This window comes from Chlamydiota bacterium (assembly GCA_016178055.1).
In the GTDB taxonomy this organism is placed as follows: domain Bacteria; phylum Auribacterota; class JACPWU01; order JACPWU01; family JACPWU01; genus JACOUC01.
Map to the genome: position 1 here is coordinate 26,370 of JACOUC010000042.1, position 11,933 is coordinate 38,302.

Genomic DNA, 11,933 nt, shown 5'->3' on the forward strand with positions numbered 1-11,933 from the left:
TATGAAAAGTTTAAAACGTTTTTATCAAGGAAGGCCTGTTCTCGTGACCGGAGGTGCAGGATTTGTAGGAAGTCATTTGGCAGAGGCACTTATTCGATGGGGGGCGAAGGTAAGTATTTTTGACAACCTCTCCAGAGGAAAAGAATCTCTTAGAAATCTCGAAGAGATCAAGCAAAGTGGATTAAAGTTTAAATGGATTCAAGGGGATGTTTTAGACCTCAAACGCTTGAAATCTGCTGCAAGATCGGTGGATATGATATTTCACTTTGCCGCCTTACCCAGTCACCGTCTTGCAATGAGCGACCCACGCGGTTATGCCCTGGTTGACATTATGGGAACGGTTAATGTTCTCGAAACAGCAAGACTTTCAACTCGCCCTGTGAAAATTCTTTTTGCCTCTTCAAACAAGGTTTATGGGAAACAACCTCCTCCTTTCAAAGAGGACGCAAAACTCTTTCCAGAGGGGCCTTATGGACAAGCAAAAATGGATGCGGAGGAATGGTGTCACCAATATTCAAGGTATTACGGCCTCTCCGTTGTTGTGACTCGACTTCATCACATCATTGGTCCACGCTCTCAACCGGATCTTGCATTGTCCATCTTTGTTGAACGCATTCTTTCAAATCAAGAACCCATTGTTCATGGACAATTTAAAGGGAAGCGTTTTATTCCTTGTGCCGCTGCTTTTACAAATGTCTATGACGCGGTCCCTGGAATTTTACGGTCTATGGTCAAGGCGGACGGATTTGATATTCTCAATATCGGGGCAGCCAAAGAAACCAGTGTACTTGAACTGGCTCAGCTTGCGAGAAAAATTCTTAATTCAGAGGTTGGAATTCAAAAGAGGCAAATGTTTCCTCACGAATCTCTTCACCATGCAGCAGACCCATCGAAGGCGAAGAAAGTACTCGGTTGGCAGGCAGAAACGCCCGTTGAGACTTCGGTCAAACAGTACATCGATTGGAGATTAGAAGTTGGAAGACGGAAAGCTGCAAATTATAAAGAAAAATTGTGACACTTCTATTTCCGATCACCCCCAGCTTTTGTCAAAAAGCCTAAATCAAATTTTTAAATTTTGAGCAAAGGGCCTCCGAAAGATGATGTTACGAATTTTTAAGAGATTCATAGGCGGGCCACAGGTTTTGATGATGGGGATATCCTTCCTTCTCCCAGCCCTTTGGTTAAGGGACCGTTTAGCCATTGCCTATGCAGAGACGGGTTTTACCCTTCTCCTCAATTCTTTGAGACTCTTTAAACTGACCCGATATGTCTGGTGGGATATTTTTGGGTTAGGGGTGGAAAAGATTGAGAGTCTTCCCTCGGCCCTGTATTATTTTATAACGGGTGGTTTAGAGACGTTATTTAGGTTTTCGACAGTTCCACGGCAATATTTTTTTTTTAGTGGTATTCTTCTTTTCTCGTCCTTCGCGATGTATTTTTTGATTTTAGAATTATTTCAAGAAAGAAAAAGGGCTTCACATTGGGTTGCCCTGGGGGGGGGATTATTCTATATTCTTAATCCCTTTGCCATGAATTATATCTGGCACCGATTTGTGGTCTCAATGTTTGGCTTACCTGCATTGCCTCTCATTTTACTTTTAACACTTAAGCTGCTTAATAAACCTTGCTTCATATACGCCTTTTCTTTGGCCAGCGTTATTTCACTTTTTTCGATCATGGCCATTAACCCAGCTTTTTTTGTTCCCCTCTTTGTCCCTATGGGTTGTTATATCCTTTTCGAATTGTTTTGTAAAAAGAGTTTGAAGGGATGGAAATTTATCGGAGTCACCGCTTTTCTCATTCTTGTCTTTAATTTTTGGTGGTTGTTTCCCGCATGTTTGAATCTTCAATCGACAGTGGCTCGCGTTCCATGGGCAGATTCTTTTGAGAATGTTCGAGCGACCAGTCAGTGGACGCCCCTTTTTTATGTTCTCAGATTGGTCGATTGGAATACCGTTCGTTGGTATCATGTCCCTTATCATCCAGGATGGACGGAATTTCTTGTACCCTTTCTTTCAGGAATCGCTTTATTTTTCAATCGATCGAATAGAAAAATCATTTTTTTTAGCCTTCTTTGGGTGATAGGGCTTTTTTTAAGTAAGGGGATTCAACCTCCGGCAGGGGATCTCTTTGAATGGATGTTTAAACATATTCCCTTGTTTGTGTTGTTTAGAAATCCGATGGAGAAATTTGGTTTGACTGTTGCATTGAGCTGTTCGGTCTTGATGAGTTTTGGAATTTATGAGCTTTGGAGGAGATGGGCCTGTCGGTGGATCAAAATAGGAGTTTTGGGAATGCTTTGGGTCGTGCTGCTGGGAATCAATGTCTGGCCGATGTGGACGGGGGATGTTTTTTCTCTTTTTCAGGGTATTGTTCCAAAAGACGCACAGTCGATTCCTACCGTGAAGGTAGAAATTCCACAGTATTGGAAAGAGGCAGCCAATTTCATCAATCAAGATAAAGAAAATAATAGGGTTTCATTCCTCCCTCAATCTCCTGCCGATGGAATGTGGTATCAATGGAAACATGGTTATAATGGTACTGATTTTGGTTCTGTGAATTTATTATTCGAGAAACCTGTGATTCAACAAGGGGGACCCGACCTTCCTGCTGAGGATTATCGTAAAATGGTTTTTAATACGGCTTTTTTTAGCAGTCCCAACTCCTTCATCTTTTTTCTAGGGATGATGAATGTACGATATATTTTGGTGCGAGGGGATGTGAACGAAGGGGTGATGGGGACTCCCCCACTACAAAAGATACGGGAGGTGCTGGATTCATCCCCATTGATTCAGAAGGAATGTTCCTTCGGCCCTCTGGCGCTCTATAGAGTGCCCGACGAATTATTCCTACCCCGTTTCTACGCTCTTTCAGAAGTGGCAGTGGCTGTAGGGGGTAAGATGGATTCTTTGATTCCACTCTCCTTGGCCTCTTGCATAGGGCGTTATCGGGCGATCACTTTTTTTGATCATCAGAATGATAAGGGTATTCTAGAAGATTGGAATTTTAACGGCGTACGAGGGATGATCGCTGTGAATCAAGATTTTGATGGGTTGTTGATGGAACTTAAGAGGCGTAACGTCAATGGGGCTCTAGATTTATTAAGACAAAGTGAAATCATTTATCTTTTTGATCAGGGTGAAAAGTTTTTAACTCAAGACGGAACCCATGAGTTACAATCGGGAAAGACAGAGAGGCTACAATGTCAAAAGGGTTTTTATAAAATCATCGGGCGATTTTCTCTGAAAGAAGATTCAAAAAACACTTTTTTAAGGTATGATCATAGAAACAATTTATCGCCCTCATTTCTAGTTTGGGATGGAAATCCTGTTGAAATGAATGCAGAAGATATGACCTTGGTTAGCCCCGGGTATTATGAATTTCTCCTTTCTCATTTTAGGGTGGAAGAAGGTATTCATCATTTTCAATGGGTTAAAAATAAAAATCTGAAATGGGATTGGCTGCTCGTTCTTCCAGAGAAGAGATCCTCTTCTCCATTACCGAGCGTTCACTCTAAAAAAGTGAATCCAACACGATATGAGGTCGATATTGAAAACGCAAGAAGCCCCTTTTGGCTTGTTTTTAATGAAACTTTTAACTCGGGTTGGAAGGCCTATATCAGAAAGGAAGAGGAAACAAATCACCTTAGACTCAATGGATTTGCAAATGGCTGGTGGGTGGATGTAAACCCCAACTCTTTTTATAACCGGTTTCAGATAGTGATTGAATTTATTCCCCAGCGTTGGCTTGAAATAGGAGTATGGGTTTCAGGCGGTGCTTTCTTGATTTGTTTGATGTATTTAGGGCTATGTTTCCTAAGGGTTCGATCATTGTGGAAGGGGTAAGAATAATGAAAATTTCACTTTCGGGAGATCGTTTTCTAAGACTTAAAGTCTTGGGGATTATAGGTTGTGTGGATGGTCTTTGCTGTAGTTTGTCTTTTCACCTTGTTAAATTTTTATTGATCGTTGCTAGTTCCCTTATAAAAAAACCTCCTCTTTCAAATGAAGTATTACAGTACATTGAGCGAAACACCTGGATATTTCTAATCTTGTACATACTTTTGAATTTTTTAGCCGCCTGTTTTAAGCTTGTTTTTAGGGAAATCGAGCGCTTAGGTTATTTCTTTCTTGCGGTTACAGCTCTTCTTTATGCCGGAGGAATGGGATTTTGGATGAAGGTTCATGGATTTTCTTTAAAGATTTTTTTTCTCCTATTCTTTTTTGTTCTATGGAATTTGTCGTGGGTATCGAGAGTGGCTAGTCTCAAGGTCAGTTTGATTCTCTCAAAGAACGTTTCTAAAGAAGACTATTTTCCCCCCATTCTTTTGAGAAATCTTCCTCGTCTTCTTGCCTATTTTAAAAGGCGGCCGGCCTCTTTGTTTATAGGAATCTTTATGATATTGATTATCCTCTGTGCCATTTTTCTTGCTTTTGGAAAAGAGTCGATTGCAGGAAAACTGGCCAATGGGTCTTATTTGTGTCTAACGACAGGTGTCCTAATTGATTTTATACAAATCATTTTGAAACGTCGTAGTGATCCTCAGGAATAACCAGGAATAACCTTTGAAGATTTTCGCACTTTTTTTCTTGCTGAGTCTCCTTTACGCCTTTCCCCAGTGGGCCCATATTTTTACTCATATTTTTGGTCTGTCAACATGGTCAGGAGATACCCTGGGTACTTTGCACGATTTTTGGAGCAAAGGCCACTTACTCCAATTAGGAATATTAAACGGGCGTAATCCCTATGTGGCAGCTCCCTTTGGACTTGTATTTGAAGCGGGAGTTAGAAAACTGACTCCACTCTCTGATGGGCTCATCTATCTGATGATGTCTTTTCTAAATGAGATTCTGGCGTATAACCTTTTTATCCTTTTAGGTGTTGCCCTTTCAGCGTGGGCCATGACGGTTTTAGTTGAGCATTTGACAGGCAATCGCTGGGCAGGAATTTTTTCGGGGTTCATTTTTGGATTTTCTCCCAACATGATTTGCCAAAATTTAAGTGGTCACATTGGTTATGCCCATGCGGAGTGGATTCCTCTTTATGTCTTATTTTTATGGAAATTTTTGGAGGCCCCTTCGTTAAGGAAAGGGCTTCTTACAGGTTTCTTCTTCGCTTTGATTTGGCTCTCTGCTACTTATCTAGGTTATTTTTCGTTTTTCTTCACGTTGGCATTGTTAGCATGGAGGTTTGTTGTTTTTGAGCGTGTCAATGCCGGTACACTTAAAAAATGGGTTGGGCTTTGCGGTATCTATGGCTGGGCATTTCTTTTGATGCTTCCTGCTTTATGGGAGACTGCTTCAAGTGCAGTTTCTCCTTCGAATCTTTCAGAATCCGCCCGCATTGATTTTATACGCTCTTGGGGGGATTTGGTAAAGTACAGTGCCCGTCTTTGGGATTATATTGTTCCCAGTGAATTAAATCCTATTCTGGGTCACACAGCGGTTCATCTGGTGAATGTTTTTGGAGGTCGGCATCTTTCGGATCGAACTCTTTATTTAGGAGGAATCCCTTGTTTTTTTGCCCTTTATGGCCTTTACATGGGATGGCATCGCAGAAAAATTTTGGAGAAGGAGAAGCGATTTTTTATTTCTTCCATGGTGTTTTGTGGATTGGCGATGGTCCTCCTTTCTTTGACCCCTGAGTTGAAACTTGGGCATTTTCAAATTCCCATGCCTTCTCATTTTTTGTATCGATTTTTTCCGATGTTTCGGTATTACAGTCGAGCAGGTTTTTTCGTATCGCTCTGCGTTGCAGCTTTGGCGGGATTTGGTTTTTCTGAATTTCTGAAGACGAGGAAAACGCGAGTGGCAAAGATTTTTTATTCGACCCTTGCTATGGGATTGCTCGCCTTGGAATACACGGTTCTTCCTCCTATTCGCAATGTGAATGTTTCGAAGACGTCTGAAGTTTACCAGTGGCTTTCAAGGCAAACAGGGGACTGGATTATTGGAGAATATCCTATTTTTCGAGATATTGATGAGAGACAATATCAGTATCGTTCCAATCAGAGATTTCATGGTAAGCGGCTTATGAACGGGGCTGATGAGAAAACCCCTGAAGATTGGATGATCAGATCTAATCGGGATTTATGGCAAGAGCATGTACCAGGACAATTAGCTGCCCTTGGCGTGAAATACATTGTTTTGCATAAGGAGTGTTATGCAAAAGATATTCAGCAAAAGGTTTTAAATGCCAAGGGTTTGAAATTGGTTCAAGATTTTTCAGATGTTTTCCTCTTTGAGGTGACGGCTCCTCCTCTCGACTGGTTTTGGGTGAATGCAAATACCTACTTGCCAGAAAGAGAAGCAGACGGTCAAGAATGGTCCTGGATTTCTGGGAATGGGATGTTTGTTTTTTATAAGCGAACGTCTGCCAAGCTAAACTTGCAAATTAAATTTAAGATGAAGTCCTATCAAATCCCTCGAGAGGTTCAAATTCATTTTGAGGGGAGGACGTGGCCAAAGTTCGTTGCTCAGCCGGATCAGACGGAAGAGATTTTATTGGATGGAATTCAAATATATCAAGGTCTGCACACAATTTTTTTGGATGTGAATTCAGGAGAGGTTAGGCGTTCAGATGGTCACAAAGTTAGCATCGCCGTGTCAGCCATTCAATTTGATGAGGGTATTTCGGCTGAGGGGAAAAGCTCCTAACTATAAGAGGTTAGGAGAGATAAGATTTATTGACATACTATGTCAGATGAAATATTATATTTTCATCCGACACATCGTATATTATAAAGGTATGCCTCAATGGATAGTTCTAAGATATTGGAAACAATGGTGTTATGGAATTTTTGGAGGAGGGAGATCAATGTAGGAATCCTTCGGGAAAAGTATTTGAAATGTATTGAGCGCTATTCCTCAACAGATGAAGTGGTGGTTTTGACCGGAGTCAGGCGTTCAGGTAAAAGCACGATTTTACAGCAGCTTTTATCAGAGTTAATCCGAAAGAAAACTCCTAAAGAAAATACCCTCTACATTAATTTAGAAGATCCTTCATTCTATCCTTTTTTAAGCGTCGATTTATTGGACCAAATCTGGCAGACCTATGTGGATTATCTAAAACCTCAAGGGAGGGTGTATTTGGTTTTAGATGAGGTTCAAAAAATAAAGGGATGGGAAAGTTGGGTGAGGGCAAAGTATGACCGCAAGGAGAATGTCAAAATTTTTGTGACAGGTTCCAATGCGGAGCTTTTGTCTTCTGAATTTTCAACGCTTTTAACGGGACGACATTTAGAAATCAATGTATCTCCTTTAAATTTTGAGGAGTTTCTGAAATTTAAGGGAGTCGAATGTGAAGACGATCCCCTATGGCATCTCGAGCAAAAAAATGCGTTAAGGAATTACGCATGGGAATACTTGAAGGTGGGAGGGTTTCCTAAAATTGTTTTGACTGAGGATGAGCAAGTTCGAAGTGAGCTTTTGAGTCAGTATTTTAATGACATTTTGATCAGGGACGTTGCGGAAAAGTATAAGGTGAAGGATGTGGGTAAGCTGAGGAATCTGGCCATTTTTTATATGACAAATTTTACTCGATTATACAGCTTTAACAAGGTGAAGCATGTGGCAGATTTTGCTCTGTCTTTAGATTCCGTTCATCGGTTTTCACATTATTTGGAAAATTCGTTTTTGATCCAGTTCTTAAAAAGATTTTCCTATTCTTTGAGGAACCAGATGCGAGCTGAGCGTAAGGTTTTTCTGGTGGATCACGGATTGCATCATGCTGTGGCTTTTAAATTTTCAGAGGATAAGGGAAAACTCCTTGAAAATGCTGTTTTTCAGCATTTGAAGGGCGAAGGAAAAGAGGTTTATTATTTTTCTGAGAAAAAGGAAATCGACTTTATCTGTAGAGAGGGATTAAAAGTAACTGAGCTTATCAATGTTTGCTTTACGCTTGAAAGCAAGGAAACACTTTTACGAGAAGTGGCTGGACTGGTGGAGGGGATGGAATATTTTAAATTAAAACAAGCCAAAATTATTGTAGCCGAGGGAGACAGAAGGGAGTTAAAAGAAAAGACAGGAAAAATAGATGTGATTCCCTTTTCTGAATGGGCTCTTTAGATATGTTACAATGGCGTGAAGAGTTTATAAAGGGATGGAAATATGTTGAAATCATCTTTTAGAGAGCTTCAAAGAAGACTTTTAAGACAGGTAAAATTGTTTTATGGCAAAAGGCTTGTTTCCTTTGTCGTCTTTGGATCGGCTGCGAGAGAAACTCAGCGGTATGACTCGGACTTAGATTTTTTGATGGTTGTGAAGGATCTTCCCAGGGGACGGATGAGACGGGTTCGCGAATTTGACAAGATAGAAAATCGTCTTGAGCCTTTGATAAAAAAACTACACAAGAAAGGGATTGATACCTATTTTTCTCCCATCATCAAAAGTCCTGAGGAGGTGGAATTTGGAAGTCCTCTTTTTTTAGATATGGTTTATGATGCGAAGATTCTTCTGGATCGGGATCGTTTCTTTTTTAAGAGGCTCGAGCGCTTAAGAGCCCGTTTAAAGGAGTTGGGTTCTAGAAGAATATGGTCTGGGAATGCTTGGTATTGGGAGCTAAAGCCTGATTATAAACCAGGGGAGGTTTTTGAGATATGACCAATTTGGATCTTGCTCAGAGTTATATGGTGAAGGTAGTGGATCGTCTGGATGTTTTGGACTTTCTCTTTAAAAAAGAGGATTATTCAGATGTTGTGAGAGAATCCCAGGAAGTGGTTGAGTTGGCTTTAAAGGGAATGTTAAGAACAGTGGGGATCGAACCCCCCAAAATTCATGACGTGGGTGCTTTCCTTCTCGAGCATCGGGACAAATTTCCAAGTAAAATACGGATTTCTCTCAAGAAAATGGCTCTCATTTCAAAAGAATTGAGAAAAGATAGAGAGCTATCTTTTTATGGTGAAATTGATTTTATTCCGACCGAGGAATATTCCGCTCGAGATGCCCAAAAGGCGATGCAGGGTGCACGTTATGTGGCGTCGATCGCAGTTCGGTTGATGAAGACTTTTAGACGGTCTTAGATTAGAGAGTAACATGAAGGTTCCTTTTTTTGATTTAAAGGAGCAGTATCGGCAAGATGGGCCTTCTGTTGAGAGGGTCGTGAAGAAGGTCTGTGCCTCCGGTCATTTTATTTTGGGTCCTCATGTAGAGGCTTTGGAACAAAGGATAGCTGATTTTTGCCAAACAAAATTTGCAGTGGGCGTGGCGTCAGGTTCAGATGCGCTGTGGCTTGCCCTGATGGCTTTGGGTGTGAAGCCGGGAGATGAGGTGATTACGACGTCGTACACATTCATCGTTACGGCTACTGCGATTGTGAAGGCAGGGGCTCGTCCCGTTTTTGCAGATGTTGAACCAGACGGTTTTTCGATTGATCCTGATCAAGTTAAAAGGCTCATTTCCAAGAAAACACGAGTGATTTTGCCCGTTCATCTTTTTGGACTTTGTGCGCCGATACAGGAATTAAAAGCGCTTGTCAGAAACAAGGGAATCGTCATTCTTGAAGATGCGGCTCAGAGCTTAGGTGCACGGATAGGAAAAGACGCGTCAGGTTCGATGGGAGAGGCCGCAGCTTTAAGTTTTTATCCGACGAAAAATTTAGGGGGGGCTGGAGATGGGGGGATGGTTGTAACAAATGATGAAAAAACGGCCCGCCAAATCAAAATTTTAAGAGCCCATGGAGCCCAAAAGAAATATTTTCATAAATTTTTAGGATGGAACAGCAGGCTCGATGAAATTCAGGCTGCCATTTTGGAAGTGAAACTCAAACGATTAAAAACGCTCATTCAAGCACGTAGGAATGTTGTGAAAATCTATCTTGAAGGTTTAAAAGAACTTCCTCTTAAATTACCCAAAGAACCCAACAATTTTTATCATACTTATAATCAGTTTACCATTCGAACTTCTTTTCGTGATCGTTTAAGAAGTTTTTTAGAGAAAAAGGGTATTGGAACAGAAATTTATTATCCTTGGCCCCTTCATTTACAACCTTGCTTTTCAATGTTGGGCTACAAAAAGGGCAATTTTCCAAATGCTGAGTTAAGAGCCCAGGAGAGCTTATCTTTGCCCATTTTCCCAGAATTAAAACCTTCTCAAGTTGATTTTGTCATTCAAACCATTTCCAAATTTTTTAAGACCGAGTTATGATTTCCCCAGATCGATCGAGCCTGCTTTTGAATTTGATTTTAGTTCTTCCTCTTCTCCTTTTCTTGCCAGGATACGCACTCACACGAACCTTTCTAAAAATCCCAGTCAGTGTGGGGCTTCTTGAGAAATTTTTCCTAAGAATTTTTCTAAGCTGTGGAGTGACTTCCTATGTTGGGTTGGGGATAACACTGTTTTCAGAATTTAGTGGTCAAATACTCGTCTGCGGGGTGGTTGTTTTCTCTTTCCTTTTATTTTTGGCTAAGAGATTTCGATTAAGTCAAGGTCTGGGACCCATTGAAATAAGCTGGAACGATTTTTTTATTGTTTTGATGGTGGGTCTTGCTGTGATTCTATTTTTCTGGCCTTCTGAAGAAATAGGCTCTCTTTTTTCTCAGGGAATTCAATTGGGACGAGAAGGAACACTGTTTCAGGGTAAAGGGTTATTATTTTTCATGAAAGGAGAAGTCCCTGGATCTATCTGGATCGCGGCCTTTGATGTTTTTTTTGGAGTTCATTTGGCATTGTTTGTATCACCCCTTTTTGGAGTTTTATCTGTTTTAGCCTTGTTCTTCTGTGTGATTAAAAGATTTGATGCAATGGCCGCTGTTTCAGCAGGGCTCTTTTTGGCCACTTCGCTCACGCAAATTTATTTTGCAAGGTGTCCTCAAAGTCTGATGTTGGCTCAATTTTTTGTACTGGCTTCGTTCTATTGTTATCAACTTTATGAGGAGGAAAAAGAAATAGGTTTCTTGGGCGGAGCTCTTCTTCTTTTTGTTTTGGCTGTTTTTGCTCGATGGGAAATGTATCCAGTTTTACTTTTTATGGTGGCAGCCTATTTTGTAAATAGAATTTTGAGTCAGCGCAAATTAAATATTTCGATGATTTTAAGATGTGTTTCTTGCATTTTTGTGGTGGCTGGATGGGTGTGGGTTTTAAAAGAGTTTCCACAAATTTCTTCAGTTTTCCCCTGTAGTTTTCTTGTTTTTTCCTTTGGCGGAGTACTCTTTTTTTTATGGAGAAATTTTAAAATAGAGGATGGGTCATTGTTGGCCCTCTTCATTTTATCTCCTTTTTTGGCTTTTAAAGGGGCTCCTAAAGAGTCGATTAATTTAATCAGCTTAAGCGGATGGATTCCCCTACTGATTCCAGCCCTCTCTTTATGGTCAGGCTATGCGCTTTCTATTTTTTCTTGTACAGGAAAAATCGCTCAAGGTTTTTCTATTTTTGCATTGGTTCTTACAGTCTTTTTTCCTCTCTATACCCATTGGGATTTTTTAGGGTCGAGAGAAGATCAGGGTTTGATTAAATTTTATCAAAATTTAAGGGGTTTTTTTCTTCCGAATGATTTGGTTTTTTCTTCTCAGTCTGATCTTGCGTCTTTATTTCAACAGCTTTTTGGACTCAAAGTCTATTCGCTTCCTCCCGAGGGTTTGGATTTTCAGTTTCAAAAGGAGATTCGATTATGGCTCAAGGATGGGGGAAAGGCTTATGTGATGAGTGAGAATGGAGAACCCAAGATGGATGGATTTATCATAAAACTTCAAAGTGTCGAAAAATTGGAGACCCAAGGAATGGATGTATCTTCTTTATTGCCAGAGAGGAAAATTCTGAAGGAAAAAACTGTAAAGATTTATGAAGCAGAATAAGAATAAAGAATAAGGGTCAAATCTCTTGTTGACTAATTTATAATATTAAGTAAACTGAATTAAAGATATTGGTTGAAAAGATATGGAGAAAATTGAATGGCCAGGCCTCTGAGGATTGAATATCGAGATGCCGTATATCATGTGA

Annotated in this window: 9 protein-coding genes; all 9 read left to right on the forward strand. The window is 40.4% G+C overall.

What is annotated here, in order from left to right:
• Window position 1: 1 nt before the first annotated feature.
• The 9 genes from HYS07_06310 (at window position 2) to HYS07_06350 (ending at window position 11,788) form a co-directional block, all read left to right on the forward strand.
• Window positions 2–1,015: a GDP-mannose 4,6-dehydratase gene (locus tag HYS07_06310; GenBank protein MBI1870786.1), complete on the forward strand. Its 1,014-nt coding sequence runs from the start codon at window positions 2–4 to the stop codon at window positions 1,013–1,015.
• A gap of 82 nt (window positions 1,016–1,097) precedes the next feature.
• Window positions 1,098–3,845 carry a DUF3367 domain-containing protein gene (locus HYS07_06315; protein MBI1870787.1) on the forward strand — a complete coding sequence of 916 codons (2,748 nt, stop codon included), beginning with the start codon at window positions 1,098–1,100 and terminating at the stop codon, window positions 3,843–3,845.
• Between the two features lie 5 nt (window positions 3,846–3,850).
• The gene (locus HYS07_06320) at window positions 3,851–4,552 is read left to right on the forward strand and encodes a hypothetical protein (protein ID MBI1870788.1); all 702 of its coding nucleotides are present in this window, start codon (window positions 3,851–3,853) and stop codon (window positions 4,550–4,552) included.
• Between the two features lie 13 nt (window positions 4,553–4,565).
• Window positions 4,566–6,656 carry a hypothetical protein gene (locus tag HYS07_06325; protein ID MBI1870789.1) on the forward strand — a complete coding sequence of 697 codons (2,091 nt, stop codon included), beginning with the start codon at window positions 4,566–4,568 and terminating at the stop codon, window positions 6,654–6,656.
• 99 nt (window positions 6,657–6,755) lie between these two features.
• Complete coding sequence (locus HYS07_06330; GenBank protein ID MBI1870790.1) at window positions 6,756–8,066, forward strand: ATP-binding protein; 1,311 nt, start codon at window positions 6,756–6,758, stop codon at window positions 8,064–8,066.
• A 42-nt stretch (window positions 8,067–8,108) separates the two neighbouring features.
• Window positions 8,109–8,600 (forward strand): nucleotidyltransferase domain-containing protein, encoded by a 492-nt coding sequence (locus tag HYS07_06335; protein MBI1870791.1) that lies wholly within the window; start codon window positions 8,109–8,111, stop codon window positions 8,598–8,600.
• On the forward strand, window positions 8,597–9,019 hold the full coding sequence (locus HYS07_06340) for a HEPN domain-containing protein (protein MBI1870792.1): 423 nt from the start codon (window positions 8,597–8,599) through the stop codon (window positions 9,017–9,019). The genes HYS07_06335 and HYS07_06340 overlap by 4 nt, the downstream gene beginning before the upstream one ends.
• Before the next feature lie 13 nt (window positions 9,020–9,032).
• A complete protein-coding gene (locus HYS07_06345; GenBank protein ID MBI1870793.1) occupies window positions 9,033–10,142 on the forward strand; it encodes a DegT/DnrJ/EryC1/StrS family aminotransferase in 1,110 nt (369 codons plus the stop codon).
• A complete protein-coding gene (locus HYS07_06350) occupies window positions 10,139–11,788 on the forward strand; it encodes a glycosyltransferase family 39 protein (GenBank protein MBI1870794.1) in 1,650 nt (549 codons plus the stop codon). The genes HYS07_06345 and HYS07_06350 overlap by 4 nt, the downstream gene beginning before the upstream one ends.
• The last annotated feature ends 145 nt before the right edge of the window (window positions 11,789–11,933 follow it).

Excerpts from the sequence above, each read along its gene's own strand:
- HYS07_06340 (MBI1870792.1), top strand. The coding sequence starts at position 8,597 with ATGACCAATTTGGATCTTGCTCAGAGTTATATGGTGAAGGTAGTGGAT.
- HYS07_06330 (MBI1870790.1), top strand. The coding sequence starts at position 6,756 with ATGGATAGTTCTAAGATATTGGAAACAATGGTGTTATGGAATTTTTGG.
- HYS07_06345 (MBI1870793.1), top strand. The coding sequence starts at position 9,033 with ATGAAGGTTCCTTTTTTTGATTTAAAGGAGCAGTATCGGCAAGATGGG.
- HYS07_06335 (MBI1870791.1), top strand. The coding sequence starts at position 8,109 with ATGTTGAAATCATCTTTTAGAGAGCTTCAAAGAAGACTTTTAAGACAG.
- HYS07_06320 (MBI1870788.1), top strand. The coding sequence starts at position 3,851 with ATGAAAATTTCACTTTCGGGAGATCGTTTTCTAAGACTTAAAGTCTTG.
- HYS07_06310 (MBI1870786.1), top strand. The coding sequence starts at position 2 with ATGAAAAGTTTAAAACGTTTTTATCAAGGAAGGCCTGTTCTCGTGACC.
- HYS07_06315 (MBI1870787.1), top strand. The coding sequence starts at position 1,098 with ATGATGTTACGAATTTTTAAGAGATTCATAGGCGGGCCACAGGTTTTG.
- HYS07_06350 (MBI1870794.1), top strand. The coding sequence starts at position 10,139 with ATGATTTCCCCAGATCGATCGAGCCTGCTTTTGAATTTGATTTTAGTT.